Annotated in this window: 20 protein-coding genes; 13 read left to right on the forward strand and 7 right to left on the reverse strand. The window is 67.7% G+C overall.

Going from position 1 to position 20349, the window contains the following annotated elements:
* Nucleotides 1-20 precede the first annotated feature (20 nt).
* The 7 genes from ACIRB1_RS40775 (at nt 21) to ACIRB1_RS40805 (ending at nt 6049) form a co-directional block, all read left to right on the forward strand.
* Complete coding sequence (locus ACIRB1_RS40775; protein ID WP_403469072.1) at nt 21-926, forward strand: hypothetical protein; 906 nt, start codon at nt 21-23, stop codon at nt 924-926.
* On the forward strand, nt 919-1572 hold the full coding sequence (locus tag ACIRB1_RS40780; RefSeq protein WP_403469073.1) for a histidine phosphatase family protein: 654 nt from the start codon (nt 919-921) through the stop codon (nt 1570-1572). Before ACIRB1_RS40775 ends, ACIRB1_RS40780 begins: the two co-directional genes overlap by 8 nt.
* A complete protein-coding gene (locus ACIRB1_RS40785) occupies nt 1569-3077 on the forward strand; it encodes an alkaline phosphatase family protein (RefSeq protein WP_403469074.1) in 1509 nt (502 codons plus the stop codon). The genes ACIRB1_RS40780 and ACIRB1_RS40785 overlap by 4 nt, the downstream gene beginning before the upstream one ends.
* Entirely contained in the window at nt 3074-3835 is a 762-nt protein-coding gene (gene fabG, locus ACIRB1_RS40790) for a 3-oxoacyl-ACP reductase FabG (protein WP_403469075.1), read from the forward strand. Before ACIRB1_RS40785 ends, fabG begins: the two co-directional genes overlap by 4 nt.
* Nucleotides 3825-4769, forward strand: coding sequence for an ABC transporter ATP-binding protein (locus ACIRB1_RS40795; RefSeq protein ID WP_403469076.1), 945 nt, complete (start codon nt 3825-3827; stop codon nt 4767-4769). Before fabG ends, ACIRB1_RS40795 begins: the two co-directional genes overlap by 11 nt.
* Nucleotides 4756-5520 carry an ABC transporter permease gene (locus ACIRB1_RS40800; protein WP_403469077.1) on the forward strand — a complete coding sequence of 255 codons (765 nt, stop codon included), beginning with the start codon at nt 4756-4758 and terminating at the stop codon, nt 5518-5520. The genes ACIRB1_RS40795 and ACIRB1_RS40800 overlap by 14 nt, the downstream gene beginning before the upstream one ends.
* An 85-nt stretch (nt 5521-5605) precedes the next feature.
* Nucleotides 5606-6049: a TIGR03618 family F420-dependent PPOX class oxidoreductase gene (locus ACIRB1_RS40805; RefSeq protein ID WP_403469078.1), complete on the forward strand. Its 444-nt coding sequence runs from the start codon at nt 5606-5608 to the stop codon at nt 6047-6049.
* On the opposite strand, the gene ACIRB1_RS40810 is transcribed toward ACIRB1_RS40805, so the two are convergent.
* From ACIRB1_RS40810 to ACIRB1_RS40830, 5 genes are read right to left on the reverse strand one after another with little or no spacing between them, the layout of a single operon-like run.
* Complete coding sequence (locus ACIRB1_RS40810) at nt 6008-6742, reverse strand: PIG-L deacetylase family protein (protein WP_403469080.1); 735 nt, start codon at nt 6740-6742, stop codon at nt 6008-6010. The two genes, ACIRB1_RS40805 and ACIRB1_RS40810, sit on opposite strands and share 42 nt — an antisense overlap.
* Entirely contained in the window at nt 6742-8115 is a 1374-nt protein-coding gene (locus ACIRB1_RS40815) for a glycosyltransferase family 4 protein (RefSeq protein WP_403469081.1), read from the reverse strand. Before ACIRB1_RS40815 ends, ACIRB1_RS40810 begins: the two co-directional genes overlap by 1 nt.
* 9 nt (nt 8116-8124) lie before the next feature.
* The gene (locus tag ACIRB1_RS40820; protein WP_403469082.1) at nt 8125-9144 is read right to left on the reverse strand and encodes a radical SAM/SPASM domain-containing protein; all 1020 of its coding nucleotides are present in this window, start codon (nt 9142-9144) and stop codon (nt 8125-8127) included.
* Nucleotides 9145-9193: 49 nt separating this feature from the next.
* Nucleotides 9194-9535 carry an acyl carrier protein gene (locus tag ACIRB1_RS40825; protein ID WP_403469083.1) on the reverse strand — a complete coding sequence of 114 codons (342 nt, stop codon included), beginning with the start codon at nt 9533-9535 and terminating at the stop codon, nt 9194-9196.
* 30 nt (nt 9536-9565) lie between these two features.
* Nucleotides 9566-10429: a phytanoyl-CoA dioxygenase family protein gene (locus tag ACIRB1_RS40830; protein WP_403469084.1), complete on the reverse strand. Its 864-nt coding sequence runs from the start codon at nt 10427-10429 to the stop codon at nt 9566-9568.
* Nucleotides 10430-10676: 247 nt separating this feature from the next.
* Here ACIRB1_RS40830 and ACIRB1_RS40835 point away from each other — a divergent pair, with 247 nt between their 5' ends.
* Nucleotides 10677-11615 (forward strand): NAD-dependent epimerase/dehydratase family protein, encoded by a 939-nt coding sequence (locus tag ACIRB1_RS40835; RefSeq protein ID WP_403469085.1) that lies wholly within the window; start codon nt 10677-10679, stop codon nt 11613-11615.
* Between the two features lie 8 nt (nt 11616-11623).
* Here the strand turns inward: ACIRB1_RS40835 and ACIRB1_RS40840 are convergent, their stop codons facing one another.
* Nucleotides 11624-12418 carry a 4'-phosphopantetheinyl transferase family protein gene (locus ACIRB1_RS40840; RefSeq protein WP_403469086.1) on the reverse strand — a complete coding sequence of 265 codons (795 nt, stop codon included), beginning with the start codon at nt 12416-12418 and terminating at the stop codon, nt 11624-11626.
* 227 nt (nt 12419-12645) lie between these two features.
* Between ACIRB1_RS40840 and ACIRB1_RS40845 the strand changes: the two genes are divergently transcribed.
* Nucleotides 12646-13584, forward strand: a complete 939-nt coding sequence (locus ACIRB1_RS40845; protein WP_403469087.1) for a phytanoyl-CoA dioxygenase family protein — start codon at nt 12646-12648, stop codon at nt 13582-13584.
* 506 nt (nt 13585-14090) lie between these two features.
* Nucleotides 14091-15038: a sulfate adenylyltransferase subunit CysD gene (gene cysD / locus ACIRB1_RS40850; protein ID WP_403469088.1), complete on the forward strand. Its 948-nt coding sequence runs from the start codon at nt 14091-14093 to the stop codon at nt 15036-15038.
* Nucleotides 15039-15108: 70 nt separating this feature from the next.
* On the opposite strand, the gene ACIRB1_RS40855 is transcribed toward cysD, so the two are convergent.
* Nucleotides 15109-16482 (reverse strand): arylsulfotransferase family protein, encoded by a 1374-nt coding sequence (locus tag ACIRB1_RS40855; protein WP_403469089.1) that lies wholly within the window; start codon nt 16480-16482, stop codon nt 15109-15111.
* Between the two features lie 357 nt (nt 16483-16839).
* On the opposite strand from ACIRB1_RS40855, the gene ACIRB1_RS40860 reads away from it, so the two are divergent.
* From ACIRB1_RS40860 to ACIRB1_RS40870, 3 genes are all read left to right on the forward strand, one after another.
* On the forward strand, nt 16840-17889 hold the full coding sequence (locus ACIRB1_RS40860; protein ID WP_403469090.1) for a PhlD: 1050 nt from the start codon (nt 16840-16842) through the stop codon (nt 17887-17889).
* Nucleotides 17890-18010: 121 nt separating this feature from the next.
* The gene (locus ACIRB1_RS40865; protein ID WP_403469091.1) at nt 18011-18652 is read left to right on the forward strand and encodes a sulfotransferase family protein; all 642 of its coding nucleotides are present in this window, start codon (nt 18011-18013) and stop codon (nt 18650-18652) included.
* Between the two features lie 253 nt (nt 18653-18905).
* Entirely contained in the window at nt 18906-19745 is an 840-nt protein-coding gene (locus ACIRB1_RS40870; RefSeq protein WP_403469092.1) for a helix-turn-helix transcriptional regulator, read from the forward strand.
* The last annotated feature ends 604 nt before the right edge of the window (nt 19746-20349 follow it).

Consider the following 20349-nt stretch of genomic DNA (forward strand, 5'->3'; position numbering starts at 1 on the left):
CTGAACCCGGAGGGCAAGCCGTGTGCCGGCAAGCACGGCGCACGGACGTCTCCGATGCCCTCGCCCTGGTGACCGACGCCCCCGCCGCCGAGCAGATCCGCTTCGCCCTTGCCGCGGATTCGGTCCGTGCGGCCGTCACCGTCCAGGACGGCAAGGTGCTGGGCTGCTGTCTGTACGACGCCATGGGCAAGGGGACGGTCGGCCCGCTGTACGTCGAGCCCGGCGCGGAGGACATCGTGCGGCCGCAGTTGCTGCGCAGCGCGTGCCGGGCGATGCTGCGCGCCGGATACTGGTACGCCCTCGCCGAGGGCCCTGGGCTGGCCGACTGCCCCGCGCTCGTCCCCGATGCCGCCGTGCCGGTTCCCGTTGTTCCTGCCCCGCAGCCCAGTGAGCGGGACGTGCCGGGTCCGTGGGCCGATCTGTACCTGCCACTCGGCGAGGAGCTGGAACAGGAAGCAGCCGATCATGTTCAGGCCGGCCGGCGCACGGTGCACATCTTGCGTCCCCTGGCGAGCCACCGGATCCCCTTGATCCGCTGGGTCGCCGAGGAATTCGGCGAGGGCTGGGCCAGCGAGGTGGAAGCCGCTTTCGAACGGCAGCCGGTGAGCGTGCTGTTCGCCACTGACAACGGGCGCCTAGACCAGTCGCAGGCCCTCCTGGGTTTCACGGCCTGGGGGGTCTCGGCGCTCGGCATGACCGGACCCACCGCACTGCGTCCTTCCGCCCGCGGTACTCAGCTGGCCATGGTCCTGACCGACCGCTGCCTTCGTGAACTGCGCCGCGACGGATACCCGTACGCGATCCTGGGGGGCTTCGGTAAACGTCGAGGAGCCCTGCGTGAACTGCCCAGCGCCTGGGCCATCCCCGGTTCGTACCCGGCTCTGTTCCCCCGGGACCCGCAGGAGGTGGCAGGCGTCGATGACTGACCACCACGCGCATCTGCTGCTGGTCCGGCACGCGGAGGCCGAACGCTACTCGGCCGCCTGCCCCGATCCCGGCCTGACGGCCCGTGGCCGAGGTCAGTCGCAGCTGCTCGCGGACTGGCTGGGCAAGAACGCGCCCGACATCCTGCTCAGCAGCACCTTACGCAGGGCCGCCGACACGGCACGGGCGGTCGCCGAACGCACCGGACTGCCAGTCGGTTGGGACGCGCGGCTGCGGGAGGTCGGAACCTGTCGGCCCGACGGACAGCCCCTGGAGGGGGCAGGTTCGGGTGGTGTTGGTCTGCCGCCCCGGGAGCGCCCGCTGGAAAGCGTGTTCCCCGGCGCGGAGAGCTGGGTCCATTTCCGCGTTCGGGTGAGCCTCGCCATGAACAGCGTCCTCGCTGCGACTGCCGCGGCCGGCGGCAGGGCGGCCGTCGTCTGCCACGGCGGCGTACTGGACGCCCTGCTCGACAACATCGTGGACGCGGACGCGTGCAGCCCCGTGGAGGTCGCGTGGGCGAACACGGCTGTGACCCACCTCGAACACCGCCCCCGCGAGACCGGCTCCCCGTGGATCCTGCACAGCCACAACGCACGCCCCCACCTCAAGGACCAGGACCTTGACGCGTGGACGGAGGCGTCGAGATGAGCAGGGCACGACCCACACTCGTGGTGATCAGTGTCGACGGAGCCACTCCGGCCTTCGCCAGACGGTTCGGTCTGTTCCGGTCCGCTGCCGGGCACCCAGTGGCCGCCCTGCGCAGCGTCTACCCCTCCTCCACGGCGCCGTCCCACGCCTCCATCCTCACGGGTGCGCCGCCCGCCCGGCACGGCGTGGTGGCCAACCGTTACTGGGAGAACGAGAACGTCGCAGAGATCCGCGCCCGGCAGGAGGCGCTGGCGTCCCTGCACCCGTACGACCGTCTCTCCCTGCGCTGCCCGTCGCTGCTCGACGACCTCCTGAACCGGGGCTTGTCGGTCGGGGCGGTGCTCTTCCCGCACACGTTCTCACGTGACGCCCACCACTCCGCCCTGGAGAGCTGTTACTGCCTGTATGCGCCTGGACGCCGGTGGACGGTGCCGTGGGAGTCGGGCGGGCGCCAGGCCCAGTTGGTCATTTCGTGCTTCGGCGAGGACCTGGCTTTCCGCCTGATCCCGCAGGACAACGGCGAGTGGCTGCTCGTACACGCGCGCCAGCACTGGCCGCTGAGCCCCGGAACGCTGGCGGACGTTCTCGTGACCGTCGGTCGGGAGAAGGCGGTCTCGTTCACTCTGGCACTGGAGGAGGCCACGGCACGGGAGGTCGTGCTGCGCCAGACGACTGCGGTGCTGGTTCTGGCCGCAGGGACCCGGTCGGCGAGTGACTGGGCGTGCGGCCCGGTGGTACCCCATTCCCGTACGGTCGAGTACACGGCCAACCCGGCGCACGACTTCCACGAATCACCGTCCGTGGCATGGGTCACCCAGGCCGCCCTCGAAATCGTGTCCGAGGGACCGGACGTCGTGTTCATCCGGTACAACCAGGTCGACCACGCACAGGAGTTCCTCTACTGGCAGGCCACCCACGGCGACAGGGACACGGCGGCCACGGCCCGGAGTCAGATCGAGACCGTCTACCGCCAGGTGGCCGCTGGGGTCGACACCGTTCGCGCGGCCGTCCCTGCCGCGTGCCCGGTCGTCGTCCTCTCCGACCACGGCATCGACTGGGTGGACACCCATGTGATGCCCAACCGCATCCTCGCCGAGCTGGGCCTCACCGAAGACCTGGTGTTCCAGGGCGACTCCAACGTCTGCTACCTGTACGGCAAGCGCGGCCTGTCGTCCGCGGAACGCAACGCGCTCGAGCGGCTCGCGGGCCCTGCCCGGATCCGCGTGCTGTCCCCCGCCGAACTGCAGGCCCACGGCACCTGGCACGCAGGGCGCTGCGGCACCCTGGCCCTGCAGTCCGGGCCCCACGCCGAGTTCCAGTACCACGAAGGCGAACTCGTCGAGCAGGTACGCTCCGCCTCGCACGGCTTCGACCCCCGGCTGCACGTCATGGACGGCATCTGGCAGGTCCTCCAGGGACCCGACCTGCCCACGCCCTCCTCCGTCGTCGACGTCGCGGATGTGCTGCGCACGGCCCTCACACGGGCAGGGGGGTGGAACCGGTGACCGCATCCGCCGACCCGGCCGGCGCCGAGGGCGGTCTTGCCGTCGTCACCGGAGGATCGGGAGCCATCGGGGCCGCGATCGCGCGTGCCCTTGCCCGGGACGGCCTGGACGTCGTCCTCACCTTCGCGACCCAGAAGGCCCGAGCGGCGGAGACGGCGGCCGGGCTGCGGGCGGCGGGGCACCGGGCCTGGGCACACCACCTCGACGTCACCGACCCCAGCGAAGTGAGCCATTTTTTCGAGCAGTTGGCGGACACGACAGGAACGCCCGGCGTAGTAGTGAACAATGCTGGTGTGATCCGCCCGAATCCGACCTTGCGGGCCACCGCAGCCGACTGGGAGGACCCGCTCGCGGTCAATCTCTCGGGCACCTATCACGTCATCCGCGGCACCCTGGGAGCCATGGTCTCCTCGCGATTCGGCAGAATCGTCAACGTCGGCTCCGCGGCCGGGACATCCGGGTCGCTCGCACACGCGGGCTACGCGGCCTCCAAAGCCGGACTCATCGGGCTGACACGCTCGGTCGCGCGCGAGGTGGCCCCGCACGGGATCACCTGCAACATAGTGGCGCCGGGGTACGTCGACACGGAGATGACGCACGGTCCGTGGAGAGGAGCACTGATGAGGCAGATCCCCCTGCGAAGGCTTGGCACACCGGAAGAGGTCGCCGACGTCGTGGCCTTCCTGGCCTCGCGGCGGGCGGGGTATGTGACGGGAGCCGTGTTCATGGTCGATGGCGGTGTCGGCATTGGCTACTGAACACTCCGGCCGCGAGGAGGCCGACGGAAACGAGCCGGTGTTCGATGTCGTCGGACTCACCAAGACCTACGGCCGAGAGCAGCGACGGGCGAACGACGCCCTGACCCTGTCCATCGCGCCCGGCGAGATCTTCGGCATCCTTGGCGACAACGGAGCCGGCAAGACGACCCTCGTACGGCAGATGGCGGGGCTCGTCGCACCGACCGACGGCACCGTCCGGTTCCTGGGCACACCTGTCGGCCAGGCCGCGGAACAGTTGACCCGGCAGGTCGGCTACATGCCGCAGTCCGCCTTCGCGCTCAACAACCTGAAAGTCCGCGAGGCGATCCACTTCACGGCCCGCTTCCGCGGCCTCAGCCGGCGTGATGCCCGCGCCGAGGTGGTGCGGCTGCTCGACGAGTGGGGCATTGGGGATCTCGCCGACCGGGCGGCCGCCCAGCTGTCGGGAGGCCAGCGACGACTGCTCCAGCTCGCCGTCACCATGGCTGGCCGGCCCGAAGTGCTGATCCTCGATGAGCCCACCAACGACCTGGATCCGGTTAACCGCAAACGCGTGTGGCAGCTCCTGCGTAACGCCAACCAGCAGGGTGCCACCATCATCTTCGTCACCCATGAGGCGATCGAGGCCGAGAAGGTCGTACATCGCGTGGCCATCATGCGGGCGGGCCGCGTCGTCGCCCTCGGGCGGCCGCTGGAACTCAAACGGGAGATCGGACATCAGTTCCGGCTCGAACTCATCGGCACCCCGGGCCGCCCGCCCATCCTGCCTGGCTGGGTGCCCTGCACCGAGGTCGAACCCGGCCGATGGCTGGCGACCCTCGACAAAGGCAACGTCGGCGACATCATGACCGCCCTGGACGTGGAGCAGTTCGACGACGTCCGACTCAGCTCGTCCACCCTAGAGGACCTCTACATCCACTATGTCCACGCATAGCAGCACACAGAGTGCCCCCGCCCAGCTGGTCGACCTCCTCCTGGTCCAGCTCTCCAACTGGCGCTGGGCCTGGCCTCAGCTCGTCCTGACCGGACTGATCACCCCGGTGATCAGCATGCTCGCCCTGGCGACCGTCTCCGGCAACGACGACCAGACCGTCAAGGCCCACATCCTCACAGGCACGTTGATGCTCGCCCTGCTGTTCCAGAACCAGAACCAGGTCGCCGGAAACTTCTCCTTCATGAAGGCCAACGGCACCCTCGACTTCTTCGCCGCGCTGCCCGTCAACCGGGTTCTGCTGGCGATCGCCACGGTGGGCGCCTTCTTCCTGCTGTCCGTGCCCGCCCTGATCCTGACGGTGGTGATCGGCGCCCTCTTCCTTGACATCCCGCTGTCGCCGAGTCTCTGGCTGCTCCTGGTCGTCCCGCTGTGTGTGCTGCCCGCCGCCGGCATCGGCGCACTCATCGGCAGCGTCACCAACTCCATCGAGGAGAGCACCTCGCTGAGCCTGGTCGTCACCTTCCTGATGACCGGCTGCGGAGCGGTCGTGATCCCCGCGGATCAGCTGCCCGGGTGGCTCAACACCCTCGGCGCGGTGAACCCCGCCACGTATGCTGCGGCGGCCCTGCGGGCGGCCCTGACGGGGACGGACACCGCGTCCCTGCCGGGGGACGCCGCTGTGCTCGCGCTGTTCGCCCTGGTGATCGTCCTGCTGGTGGTGACCCGGATGCCGTGGCGGATGCGGCGGTGAGCCGTACGTCGTACCGGATCCGGCCGACGACGTACCAGTGGTGACGCAAGGACCCGTGACGAGTGCCCCCATGAGGGAGGAACCGATGACCGGTACGCACGAGAGCACCTGGACACCTCCGGCCGTGCGAGCTCCGCAGCGGATTCCGGACGAGGTAGTCCGCTGGCTGGATGAGGGCGCATGTGTGGCGTTGACCACCGTGGAGCGGGACGGGCGGCCCCAGACGTCGATGATGTGGGCCCGGGCCGAGGAGGACGTCCTGCTGATGGCGACCGTGGTGGGACGCCGCAAGCATCGCAACCTTCTGCGTGACCCTCGTGCCACGGTGCTGGTGACGCCGCTGGGCAGCCACGATCACTACGTCGAGATACGTGGGACCGTCGAGATGCTCCCCGAGGGCGGCCGGACTCTCATCGACGATCTGCACGAGCACTACCGTGGTACGCGTCCCTACCCGTGGGACGGGGCGGACGACGTCCGTGTCGTCCTAGCCCTGCGTCCTGAGCGGATCCTGGTGTTCCACGGCTGACCTGGCGTCTTCCCGCCGCTTGAGGGTGCGCAGCTGGCGCCCGCAACTGAAGGCCTCGGCGTGGCCCACGCCCACCTCGCCGCCGCGCATGGCGGCGAGGTTGCGTACGCCTTCCAGTGAGCGCGGATGCGGCGCGGCGAACAGCTCCAGCGGGTAGCAGGCCAGTGCGGCGCACTTGGTCTCGATCAGGCCGGAGACGTCGTAATAGACGTTCGGCACGAACTGCAGGGACGGCGCGAGCTGTTGCTCGGTCGACGACAGCGTCTCGAAGAAGAGGACCTCGCGCAGCGGCCCGAGACCCATGACACGGGCCGCATAGGTCACACTGGCCGCGATCACCCGGTGGTCGATGTGGATGTCGCCGGGATGGTGGGTGAGGACGGTGTCGGGTGCCACGTCCTCGACGACCTGGGTGACGGCCCGGACTACGGGGGCCTGCGGCCCTTCCCCGAGCAGCCGTCCCTCGGTGCCGAAGCCGCCGAACCGCAGGTCGTGGACGCCGAGTTCGGCCGCCGCATGGGAGCAGTACGTTCGGGCGTCGGACAGTGTCACGTCGGCGTGCCGCAGGGTGACGCCTTCCGACATGATGAACACCGTCACATGGTGGCCGGGAGTGCGGGCGAGCGCCGCGATCGTGGCGCCGGGACCGAGGACCTCGTCGTCGGGATGGGCGGCGATGACCAGTGTCCTCATCAAACCGCTCCGGCGGGGACTGCCCGGCCCAGCGCCCCCATGCGGTAGAGGGTCGTGACGACCTCGCTGCGCAGCGGGTCGTCGAGACGTGCCAGCAGTGCCGGCTGTTCGTGCGCCACCGCATCACCTACCGTCTCGGCCGCGGTCGGCGGCAGCTCGGTGATCTGTGAGGTGCCGGGTACGAACAGATAGGTGAAGCGGGCCTCGTCGCGCAGTCGCACGGCGTTCCAGCGCAGCTCGCGCAGGGCCGCTTCGGGGTCCGTGCCCAGCACCAGCAGGTCCAGCAGCCACGCCAGGTGTTCGACGCGTCGTTCCAGACGGTGCGCGGTGCGGACGGTGCGGGCTGCGGCCCTGCCCAGGATCCCGCCGAGGTCCTCCTGTTCGTAGAGCCTGAGCATCAGAGCCGTGAGCGACTCCGTCCGGCCGGGCTCGTAGAGCAGGCCGTCGTGCTCGTGCCGCACGAACTCTGGGATGCCGCCCAGGGCGGGGGCGATGACGGGCACGCCTGCGGCCATCGCCTCCTTCAGCGCCAGCGGACCGGTCTCCGGGACGCTGCTGGTCAGTACGACCGCGCCGGCCACGCTCAGGAGTTCGTCGACGGCGTCGACATGGCCGAGGAACAGGATCCGCTCGCCGGCGCCGGAGGCCCGGGCCTGGTCCCGCAGGGCCTCGTGTTCCGGTCCCTCGCCGGCGATGAGGAGCACCGCGTCCTCCACGGGCAGGGCCGCGAAGGCCTCGATGGCTCGGCCGATGTCCTTCTCCCAGGACAGGCGTGCCGGAACGAGGAAGACGCTCAGGTCCGCGCCGATGCCGAGCCTTCTGCGTACCTCCCTCTCGTCGTGCCCGGCGACGCGTTGCCCCCAGGCGGCTGAGACGCCGCTGGGGATCAACACCAGGCGGGCCTCGGGAATCGTCCCCGTCACCACGAGCGGCATGAACTGTTGTTCGATCTGCTGTCGTGATGTACCCACGATCCGGGTGATCCCGGCCAGTACGTCGGGGGCAGATTCCTGTTCGGACAGGGGGAACGCCGAATGGCGGAAGAACACGAACGGCTGCGTGAGGCCGAGCGTGGCACGGGCGCGGTGCACGGCCATGAGGTCCCTGCGCCCCGAGGCGATCAGGACATCGGGCGGCTCACGGCGCACCGTCTGTGCGACGACCGCGTCCGCAGGGCCGGGACCCGAGGTGAAAGGGGGCACATCGACAACGTCGAGGACACCTGCGGCCTTGCACCGGGCCGCCATACGGCCGCCTTGCTCGGCGTGCACAACGACCTGGTGCCCCAGCGCGGACAGTCCGGACAGTACGTCGTGCATGTAGCGGTGCTTGCCGCCCCATGCCTGGTCGGAGACCGTTGCGAAGATGCGCATGACCCCAGGTCACCTCACTTCGTAGCCTTCGAATATCTGACGGTCCAGCAGCGAGGTGAGGGGGATGACGGTGTCGTCCCCGTCAGCCGCGGCGAAGTCCCAGAAGATCTCCCGCAGCCGTGCGTCGTCGAACTCTTCCTGCTCCTTCGCCAGTTGTTCCTGTCCGGTGCGCCAGATGTCGGCGAAGGGATGCTCCTTCACGTTGCCCAGAGGCTGGGGGCTGTACAGGCGGCTCATGGTCACGTCGCCGGTGGCGGACACGGCCACACTGGTGTCCTTGACCAAATACGGGTACATGACGACGTCCTGGAAGGGTGGGACCGGTGCACCGGGGATCAGGTATGGCGCGTTGAGGCGCAGGTCGAAGTCCGCCGTCGGTACGTCACGACGGAAGCGCTCCACCCGCTGGTACAGGTCCAGGGTCTCCTGCTCGGTCAACAGCAGGCGGTTGCGCCCGCCGCGGCCGTGGGCGCGCACCAGAATCAGGTCCTGGCGCCGGAAGCCCGCTGCCCGCAAGTGGTCGGTGAGCTCCAGGACGTTCGCCAGGTTGGTCTTCATCACCGTGGTGAGGATCTTGAAGCTGGACACCCGTTTCTGGAGGTAGAGCGAGTTCTCGATGACCTGGTCGAACACGTCGAGCTTGCGGACCTTCGCGAAGGTGTCGCGGGTGCCGTCGATGCTCACTCGGATCGAGGAGATGCCGCTGGCGACGATGCGGTCCATGTCGGCGCGGTCGAGGTTGGCGGCGTTGGTGATGAGCGTGACGGTGGAGAACGTCAGGCGCGGGACGATCTCGATGAGGTCCCAAAAGCCCTTGCGGATGGTCGGCTCCCCGCCGGTGAGGGTGATCTCGAAGGTCCGCTGTTCGTCCAACTGCTGTAACAGATCTCCCAGTTGCTCGATGGTCATCATCTTGCGGCGGATCGCCGCGGGGATCTCACCGGTGTTGGTACGGCAGTGGATGCAGCGCAGGTCGCAGGCGTACGTGACGTCAACACTGGCGCGGACAGGCGCCGAAACCGAGTTCACGGGGTTTCTCCCTGTGCCAAGCGGCCGGGGGTGTGAGGGCTGGTAGGGGTCATGCGTCTGCCGGCAGACGATCGTTGATGAAATCGATCATCGTCCCGACCGTCAGTTTGGAGGCCACCTCGGCGAGCTGCTCGTCGGTGAGGCTTCCGTCGCTCTGGAAGGACTTGTCCGGGACGAACCTCGCCAGTTCGGCCAGGAAGACCTTGGCCTCGCCGTCGGAGACGGAGACGCTGTACTGCTCCTTCAACGCGACGATGATTTCGAGGATGTCGAGGGAGTCTGCGTCGAGGTCGTCGAACAGCCGGCTGCTCTCCGTGATGTCCGCCGGCTCCTTCTCCAGCAGGGAGCCCAATTGGCCGGAGAGCCAGGAATGGATCTCGGAACGGTCCATTGTGCGCCTTTCTGTCGCCGCTGTAGGAAATCAGCCGAGCCCGGCCGGTGCATGGGGCCCGGTGCTGTGCTGCTCGACGGGCTTTCCGCCGCGCAACACGGGAAAGCGCCAGCTCGGATTGTCCAGAGGGGTCTTTTTCGCGGGAACGTCGCTGTGCGGGTCGCCCACGAGAAGATGCGCACCCTGCGGGGCGTATTCGACGAGATAGGCTTTCCTGGTGCCGCCGCTGCGGTTTTCACCGCTTTTGTGAGGAGTGAGCGAGGAAAAGACGACGAGGCTTCCTGCTCGCGTGGGAACCGGCACCTTTTCCGGGTGGTCGTCGAAGCACTGGATCCATATCGGGGAGAGCGGCTCGTGCCACAGCACGCCGTGTTTGTGCAGACCCGGTGCCATCCACAGACAGCCGCTGTCCTCCTCCGTGTCGGTGAGGGCGATCCAGACCGTCAGGTACTGCTCGGGTACGACGAAGCTGTACCCGTTGTCCTGGTGCCACGGAAAGAGCTGCGGCTTGTCGGACATCTTGTAGACGGCCTGGTCCCAGTGGAGATTGACGTCCGGACCGATGAGGTCGGCCGCGATGCCCGTCAGCCGCGGGTCCCTCGCCAGCGCGCGCAGGGCCAGCGACTTCTTGACGAGGTGCTGAGCGAAGGTGATGGCGCCCTCTTCCGACGAGTGCAGCCGACCGCCCGGCAGTCGGGAAAGGTAGCGTCGTACGGCTTCCTGGCAGCGATCCGTCTCGCGCGTAATCGCCGCGACTTCGTCCGAGGCGAAGAAGTCTTCGATGACGAAGAAGCCGCGCTCTTCGAACTCGTCCCGGCGTTCTCGCCCTATGTGCGAACACGCGGTACCGGCAACCCACCGGAAATTACGGCTCCAGGGATGTATGTCGAACATTGCGGCCCTCACGTCGGATTGATGGCGCTCAGTTCTCGCCGTGAACGTAACATGCGAATCCAGCACTGTAAACGCACATTTCGACTGGCCGTACCGATATGGCAGTGTCCAACTGCTGCCTTTTCCGGGTTGGACACCGAGGATGCGGTGTCGACCGGATAATGCCGCGTGAAGTGATCAGCGATGAGCGATGAGCGATCGGCTGTACACGAGCGGGACACCGTAGGCCCATTTCTGGAGGTGCGGAGTGAAGGTCCTGGTCACGGGTGGCGCGGGCTTCATCGGAACACATGTGTGCCGACATCTGGCAGCCCAGCCCGCCGTGTCGGAGGTGGTGGCTCTCGATGACCTGTCCACCGGTCACCGTGACGGAATCGACGCTCTACGGGGTGTTCGCCTGGTGCGGGGATCGGTCCTGGACACCATGGTGCTGCGGGAGGCGATGGCGGACGCGTCGTCCGTGGTGCACCTGGCGGCCCGCGCCTCGGTGCAGGCGTCGGTCACGGATCCGCGGACGGTTCACGACGTCAACGCGACAGGCACCGTGCTCGTACTGGAGAGCGCACGGCGCCTGGGTGTTCCCCATGTGGTCGTCGCTTCGTCGTCGGCGGTCTACGGGACGGCTCCCTCGGTCGCGGCCGAGGAGTCGCTCCTCGACCCGCTGAGTCCGTATGCCGCGGGCAAGGTGGCTGCGGAGGCGTACACCACCTCTTTTGCGCGCAGTTACGGGCTTTCCGCCCTGACGTTGCGGTTCTTCAACGTCTTCGGCCCCCGGCAGGCGCCCACGGGCTCCTACGCCGCCGTCGTCCCGGCGTTCATCTCGGCCGCGCTCGCCGGCCGCCCGCTGACGATCTACGGCGACGGAAGGCAGACCCGGGACTTCGTCCACGTGGACTACGTCGCCCGGACCCTCGTGGCGGCCGTGCTGGAGCGGGTGGTCAGCGACCGGCCCGTCAACCTCGCCAGCGGCCGGGGCACCTCCCTGCTGGAACTGGTGGCGTGCCTGGAGAAGCTGCTCGGCAGGGAGTTGCCGGTGGTGCATGCGCCCACCCGGCCGGGCGAGGTACGTCACTCCCGGGCGGACACACGGCGGCTGCGAGAACTCTTCGGCACCTTGGAGCTGGAAGACCTCGCCACTGGTCTCGCCCACACCCTCGACTGGTATCGCGCAACCTCGCCGCGTTGAGCGGGTCCTCAGCCCGCGGGCCCGCTCGCGTCCGGTGTCAGGGAGAAGAGGCGCACGACCGCCTGCCCCGCGCTCCCGGCCGGCTGGGCCAGAGCGGCGGTACGGTCCGCACCGCAGTTCAGGTCCTGCACCAGCCAATCGCTCGCGCAACCGCACGTGTTCTGGATGACGTGTGCGACGGGACTGGAGTGCGGGCGTACGTCTAACGCGGCCAGATCGGCGGCCAGTCCCACACCGCAGCCTTTGAGGACCGCCTCCTTGCGGGTCCAGCACCTGAGGAACGCTGCCGTCCGCCCCGGTTCCTCGGCGTCCGCCACGTACGCGCGCTCGGGGCTGGTGAGACAGGCCGGCGCCAGCCTGGACACCTCGATGGCGCGGTGGCATTCGACGTCCACACCGACGGGCCGTCCGGCCGCGAGTGCCATCAGCCAGTACGGGCCGGAATGGGAGACATTGATCTGGAGGGTGGTCGAGGGCCAGATGATCCGGGGCCGGCCGTGCCGATGACTGCCGCACCGGCAGCATGGCGAGGGAGCGAACCGGATCCGAGCGGGATCGACGCCGAGGTATGTGTGAAGCAGCTCGCGAACCGCCAGGCGCACGGCCGCGTAACGAGCTCCGGCAGCCGGGTCCTTGGCGAGGGCATACCGTGCCCGTTCCTGCGCGGAGAGCAGGGCGAGCCGGGAGGCTGGCACACCCCGTAGGCCCATCGGCAGTCTTCCGTGCCACACGTGCACCGCGTCGCCGAGGCGAGGCGGCGCCGCGAGCGCGGCATATGTCTGTGATCCCGTTCCGGCCGTCATGGGTCCTCCTCAACGGCATGGCGCCGGACGCGGAAGGGAGCCAATACCGGCCTGCCATGTCTGCGCGCCCATGGAAACATGCCGGGCGCGCAGACATGGCCCGTGACCATGTGCTGTCCCCGTCGGGGACTTTCTTGACGGCCTGGCCCCCCTCATCAATCCTGGCAACTCCAACGCACCGTTCCGGCAGGAGCCTCGCTGCCTGCCGAGCAGGGAAGGGGGCAAGGATGCCCAGGAACGGATTCTTCCAGCACGGTGAGCAGGACCCGGAATCCTCTGAACGGCTCTTGACGTTCATGGAGTTACGCCGCGAACGCACCCTCGCGGCCGGGCGGCCCGAGCGGGTTCCCGCGGGGGAGATCAACGGGAACAAGACGCTGTGGGACCGCCTCGGCGAGGGATTGCCGACGGAGCAGCGGATCCACCTCGACACCCACGGCTACGTCGTGGTCCCGGACGTGCTGTCGTCATCGGAGGTACAGGCGCTGCTGGACGCGACGCACGCCCTGGAGGACGACCACCGGGCGGGCCGGCCGATTCCGGATCCCTGTTGGGTGGAGAGCGATGCCCACGAGTACTTCCGTGCCAACAACATCATTCATGTGAATCCCGCGTTCTTCGACTACGTGTCGAAGCCCGCCATCGTGTCGATGGCCGACCACGCCATCGGCCTGCGGCCGCGCCTGGTGGAATCGGAAGTCCACATCCGCCGGCAGCCGACCGTCGGTTCGGATTCCTACGACTTCCACCGTGGCACCTGGTTCGACGGGACCGTTGTCGACGGCTGGTACCACTACCCCATGATCAAGGCGCTCACCTTCCTCACCGACGTCGGTCCCGACGACGGCGGTACCGCGGTTGTACCGGGCTCGCACAAATTCCGGGCCGATTCCGACCTCCAGTCGGTGGTGGACGCTGCCCTGCGCTCACCTTCGTTGATCGACACGGTCTGCGCCTCGGCGGGCTCGACCCTGCTGTTCTTCGAGTCGCTAGTCCACTCCAACGGCGTCATCCGGTCCGGCCGTGAACGCGTCGTCGTCATCTCCGCCTACGGGCCAATGATGTTCCAGCCGGTCTCGGGCCACGAGCCGCAGGGCGAACTCCTGTCCCGACTCCCGTCTGACTATTACGAATTCATCGACGGCGCCCGCACCTACATGCCATGAGACGTCGGCCCGCGGTGTCGTGTCGAGTGGGACCTGGCGAGTGAGGCTCGGCGCGCGGCAGATCCGCTCTGATCCGAGGCCGGAAAAATGCACAGTATAGGCATATGCACCTGTTATCCGGGGTGCACGGTCTGGCTCACGGCACCATCAACACACAGGACATACCTCAACGCCGTTGCGTTCCTCCTCGCCGAACGGCTGCGGGCGGACGGGCGCCGGGCCGAGATTCTGAGCACCGCAGCACCGGCCGCGGCAGGACCTCAGTCCGGCCCGGCGCCCTTGAGCGGACGCGCGCGCCCCGACCTGCTGCGTGTCGGTATCGCGGCGGAAGTTCTCGCCCGCAACGGCGTTGTCGCCATCATCCTGGCTACCGAGACACCCGAGGCGGTGCGCGAGCGGCACACAACCAGTGGCACACCGCTGGTGGAGATTCCCCTCGTCACTGGTCAGAGTCCCGAACAGTCGACACGCTCGGTCCACACTCAGCTCGTCGCTCGGGGACTCGCATGACAGCCAAGCATTGCGTGCGGGCGGGTGCTGCGGGCCACCCCGAGGGCCTGTCGGCGCTCGACCATGTGCCGTTGCTCGAAGCCGAAGCGGTGCACATCATCCGTGAGGCGGCGGGTGAGTTTGAGCGGCCGCTGATCCTCTTTTCCGGCGGCAAGGACTCCGCTGTGATGCTCCATCTGGCGGTCAAGGCATTTGTCCCGGCACTGCCCCCGTTCGAGCTGTTACACGTGGACACCGGGCACAACTTCCCCGAAGTGCTCGCCTACAGGGACGCCGTCGTGGCGCACCACGGCTTGCGGATGCGAGTGGCAAGTGTGCAGGAGTACCTCGACGACGGCCGGCTGCGTGAACGCGCCGACGGCACGCGCAACCCCCTCCAGACCCTGCCGCTCCTCGACGCCATCGCCGACGGACGCAACGACGCCCTCCTCGGAGGCGGGCGCCGGGACGAGGAGAAGGCACGGGCGAAGGAGCGGGTGTTCTCCCTGCGCGACGAGTTCGGAGCCTGGAACCCCCGTCGGCAGCGCCCCGAGATCTGGCAGATGTACAACGGGCGGCACGCGCCCGGTGAGCACATGCGTGTCTTCCCGCTGTCCAACTGGACCGAACTGGATGTGTGGCAGTACGTGGCGCGGGAGAACGTGCGTTTGCCGTCCCTCTACTTCGCCCATCGGCGCGATGTTTTCGAGCGTGCTGGCATGCTGCTGGCCGCCGGGCGGTGGGGCGGGCTGAACGGCAGCGAAACCGTGCGGAAGCTGACGGTCCGCTACCGCACGGTCGGCGACATGTCCTGCACCGGCGCGATCGAGTCCGAGGCGGCCACGGTGGATGAGGTCATCGCCGAGCTCATGGCGTCCCGGGTCACCGAACGGGGCGCCTCGCGGGCTGATGACCGGCTCTCGGAGGCGGCGATGGAGGACCGCAAGCGCGAGGGCTATTTCTGAGACGCGGGCAGATGACGAGCGGCCCATGCCACATCATGCCCATGGCCCGCTCGATCACCGCACGAGGTCGTCAGAGCACCGGAGCCGCCTTGGAGGTGCCGATCACCTGCCCACCGCCGTCGAGTGCCTGCACTGCGACATACGGTGTTCTGTCCGGCAGCGCGATCGACGTCTCGAAGGCATCCTTGTCGACTTCCTCCACCACGCTCAGGTGCTGCGGACTGTCACCCGCCAGAACTCTCCAGGAGACTACGTCGGTCGCACCGTTCCAACTCGCGTAGACGGTCATCCCATCGCTGCTGGTCCGTCCGGCGACCGCGGGACTGTCTGTCGGCCTGCCACGCCAGGGGAAGCGGAAGGCGCGATAGGAGTTGACCACCGGGTCTTCGAAGGAAGAGTTCATGAGCACATCGCCCGAGTGTGCATACTCGGTGTAATAGCCGTGAGCCCCCCATCCTACGAACACGTTCCCGTTCGGCAGAAGTTGCGTGCTGCCCTGGCTGGTGGACAGCAGCCCGTCCGGACTGGTGTAGGACCGGACGAGGTCGGCAGTCTTCGACGCGGTGTCGACCGAGAGGAAAATGGCACGGGAGACCGTGTCCGACGGAACACCGCCACCCGTTTCGGCGGCGTCGGCAGAGGTGTTGTCGAAGATGGACAGGGTGCCGTCCGATTCCCGACTCACATCGTGCTGCCAGGAGAAAGAGGCTCCTTGACCGAAGGTGAAGTCACTCTTCTTGCCGCCGAGACGCCAGAGGATTTTTCCGTTCTGCCGGTCGACTTTGTAGACGGTGTGGGTGTTCCGCCCGCTGACGAGCAGATTTCCATCTGCGTCGAGCGACACGGAATTCAGGTGGAGATAGTCGTAAGGCAGGAGAGGGCTGGGGGACAGGTAGGACTCGCTGACGGGCACGTGCTCGAGGCTGTCCCATTCGTGGAGCACTTTTCCGGACTCCACGTCGACTTCCTGGATCACGTAGTCCATCACCAGCCGGGGAATGCCTTCGACGCGGTGCAGTTTTGGCTGGGCAATGGTAAGCAGAGCGGTGTTGTCCGGGGTGATCTGCATGTCGTGGAGATCCGCTCCCGCATAGCCTTTGCCTGCGGTGATACGTGCGATCTCCTTATATGACTGGTCCATGACAACCCAGTAGCCGACTCCGAAACCTGTCGGAATCGGGGCGCCCTCCCACCAGGTGAGGACGGGAAGCCCGCGATACGTCTGCTCCTGGAACGCCGTGGCGTAGTTCAGGGCGCCCGTGCCCCGAGGTAGGAACCATACGGGTTCGCCCTCATTGTCCACGATCATCGGCCCGGACTGGAGTGTGCCCGGCGCCTGCAGCAGGCTGGCGGTCTTGGGCGCGAGGAAGACGTAACCGGGCGCCGTGCTTTTCGCCGACTTGCGTACGGTGATGGCCGGCGGGAGGAGATCAGGGCGGGTCACCAGTAACAAGGGGTGACCGGGGAGTGAGGAGTGCGATTCTGCTGACGCTCCCGGAGCGCTGCCGAATGTCAGGGCCAGTACGGCCACTACGCAAAGGACTAAGGAGCGCATTGCTTTTTCTTTGCACTGAGGCATGGATCTTGTCCTCGCTCGGGTCAAGACAGTCATCTCCTTCGGGCGGATGGAGGCCACATTCTGAAAACGAGGCACATGTCGAGAGAAGCACATCAGGGCACTCCAGTGGCTTCCTCCGGGCTCATGGCAAGTTGGCGCGTGAGGCCAATTGACCGGTCGCGCAACGTCAATGACGGCGTGCTGCGCCCGAGCCAGGATGGGGCGACTGCTCCTGGAGGAGGAATGCGCGCATACGTCACAAAGCCGGTCACGGTGGTAGCCGGCAACAAGGTCACCACTGCCGAGATCTGTGCCGAGGTCCGCGACCGTATGCCCGAGCACCCGCGACTCGGGGCGTTCCTGCGTTCGATGAGTGGCTGCGGCGTGGCCACACGGTACTTCAGCCGTCCCTTGGCGGAGATCGTCGAGGACGCCGGAGTGGCGCACCGCAGCCGAACGGCATTCACGGACGCCTGCGGCATGGCCGTCGACGCAGCCCGCCGCACGCTGGCGGCGACCGGCCTCGCCACCGGCGACGTCGATGCCGTGGTCACCAGCCATACGACTTCCTGGACGGTGCCGAGCCTGGACGTCCACCTCGTCGAAGAGCTGGGACTGCGCCCGGACGTGTCCCGCGTCGCACTCACCTCATCGGCGTGCGCCGGCGGCGCCCAGGCCCTCGCCAGGGCGGCGGAACAACTCGGCGTATGGCCCGGCCGCAAGGTCCTCGTAGTCGTGGCGGAAGTGCTCTCCACGACCTACCACGCGCACGAGGACAGCATCGAGAGCATGATCTACAAAGCCCTGTTCGGTGATTCCGCAGGTGCCTGCGTGGTGAGCGGCGAACAACTGGAGCCAGGCTTCGCCATCGAATCCACCTTCGAATATGTTCTGCCCGACTCACTGGACCGCTACTGGGGTGAGGTGGACTCCGCCGGGGCCCACTTCAGATCGACGAGGAAAGCACTCGCCGCACCGAGAGAAGTGCTCCCGGCGGTCCTGGGATGGCTGGGACCGGGCCCCTTCGAGTTCGCGGTGGTACACCCCGGCGGCCCGCGCGTCATCTCCGAGACCGCCACCGCGTTGGGACTCGGCGCGCATGAGACCAGGCACGCGCTCGCCTCACTGGAGGAGAACGGGAACCTTGGGGGCAACGCCGTGCTGGACGTCCTCCGCCGAAGCCATGCCACACCACCGCCCGATGGAGCCGCGGGGCTCATCGTCGCTTTCGGCCCCGGCTTCTCCGCCGTATGCGCTCGTGGCGCGTGGTGTGCTCCGAGCGGAGAGATGTAATCCGGATGGCCGCTCCTCCGTGACCAGCCCCGTGCCCGGCTGCCGGATGTGATGGTGTGTCGGCCTGATACGGGGACCGCCTCCTCGCACTGATCCCGTCCATCGCGACAGTCGAAGGGACATGATGAAGATCATTGGAGCCGGCTTCGGCCGCACCGGCACCCTGTCGGTGAAGGCAGCCCTGGAAACCCTGGATCTCGGCCCGTGCTACCACATGATGACCGCCATCGAGGAGCCTGAGCACCTACGTCTGTGGAACGCAATCTGCCGGGGAGAGAGGGCCGACTGGGCGCGCATCTTCGACGGATACCAGTCCACCGTGGACTGGCCGGCATGCGACCACTGGGAGAGGCTGGCCCAGGAGTATCCGGATGCGAAGGTACTGCTGACGGTGCGGGATCCTGCCCGGTGGTACGACAGCTTCCACGAGACGCTGGCGCCGTTGTGGGCGGCGGAGTCAGACGACCCCGAGTTTCGCGAGTACTTGACGTTGGTCCGGCACATTGCAGCGCACACCTTCGGCGGACGTCTCAATGATCGTGCGCATGCCATCGCCGTATTCGAGGAACACTCCCGGAAGGTGTGCGCCGCGATTCCGGCCGAGCGGCTGCTCGTCTACGACGTCCGGGAGGGTTGGGCGCCGTTGTGCGAGTTCTTCGGCAGGCCGGTGCCGGCGGACACAGAGTTTCCGCATCTCAACGACCGGGCGAAATTTCAGGAGTTGCTCCAGGTGCGCCTCGCCCACCGCGAGGAACCGGCATGACGCGAAGCAGCCCGGCAGGCTGCTCCGCGCAAGGGGCGGCGGCCACCGTTTCGCCATGATGCCCAGCGGCGGGAGCGACGCCCCGGCGCAGTGCCGGAACGGGAGATTCCCAGCATTGCGAAACCACGAGACGGTGCCGTCAGGTGGTCTGAGCCACTGGGCAGATACAGCGGCCGAGGGGTCCGTGCGCCTGTCGCCGCGGCGCCCTGGTGAACTCAGGTATCAGGACATGACATTGCCGCGAGCTCGACCGGTGCTGCAGACCACCGAGCTGGGCAGCGTCACGGTGCATCGGGTCGCTTTCGGCGCGGCCGGCTCCGGCCCGCAGGTGTTCGACGCCGCGCCGGGTATGCACGCCCTGGTACTGAGCCTGTTCGGCGAGATCAGTGTCGCCCGAGCTGAGTGCGAACTCGTCGTCCGGGACGAGGCCGTGGCCCTGTGCGACACGCGCATCCCCTTACGCGTCGGTCCTTCGACACCGGACCAGGCGTCCGAAGCGGTCGTCATGAGCTTCCCTGGCTCTGCGGTCCCGACAGCGCCGCCAGACACCGACACAGTGCGCTACCAGGCGTGCGACGCCGCAGGCTCGGGACCGTTGCTCCGGTCGTTTCTCGTCGAGGCTGCCGCCAGAGCATCCGGACTGGCCGCGGTGGAGGTGGCCCGCTTCGGCGACGCCGCTCTTCACCTGGCCGCCGCGGTGCTGGAGCGGCACTTCGTGGGTGGCGTCGATATGTGTCCGCAGAGCCAGCAGCCCGAACTGATGACATGCGTTCGAGGGTTCATCGACCGCAATCTCGGCAATCCCAGCCTCACGCCGAGCCTGGTCGCCTCGGTACACCACATCTCGATCCGGAACCTGCAACGCCTGTTCAAGGAGGAGGGCACCACACCGTCGGACTGGATCCGACAGCGGCGTTTGGAGAACAGCCGACGCGAACTCTGCGACACCGAACTGCGGTCGGCGTCGATCCGCGAGATCGGCCTGCGCAACGGGTTTGCCCAGCCGTCCGATTTCAGTCGGGTCTTCCGCGCCAGATACGGCGTTCCGCCGGGCAGATTCCGCCACGCCTGGTTCCGCCGCGCGGATGACTGACAGATCAACGCACCGTCCGGAATATGCGAAACCCTCGAACTGGCAAGGCAGTTGATGCCCGAGCTCCGCCTCTGACCGGAGTCGAGTCCCAGGCGGGAATCAGGTTTGTTAGGGGCCAGTGTCGGTGCTGGTCAGGACGTCGCGCACGGTGATGACCGCATTGAGGGCCGACTGAAGTTCGCACCCGACCAGTGCGACCAGTGCGACCAGGGTGGCGAGGGTGATGAGTTGCCGGTCTCGAGGGGCGAGCCGGGCCGTGGGTCGGGGCCGCCGTAGAGGAATTCGACGACGTAGCGGCCGAGGTCGTGAGCGATACCGACCAAGGCGTCCAGGAGCTCGGCGGTGGCCTGAGCACCGCCCATGCAAAAGCCGGAAATGGCTGATTCCGTCACTCCCTGCCCGTGGACCTACCAGTACGCCTTTCGACGCCCCGGAGTAGACCTCCACGTCACCGCTAACGGATCGCCCTGGTGAAGCCCTCACCCGCACCCCTCACGGCTGCGACGACCGCGCCTGCCCACGACCCGGCCGTCGACGCGCCCCGGCCGCCCCGACCAGCGCACCGCATGGCCTGAACTCCCCTCAAGTGAGGGGCAATTGAGCA

This window comes from Streptomyces sp. NPDC096013, from assembly GCF_044763565.1.
Classification (GTDB): Bacteria; Actinomycetota; Actinomycetes; order Streptomycetales; family Streptomycetaceae; genus Streptomyces.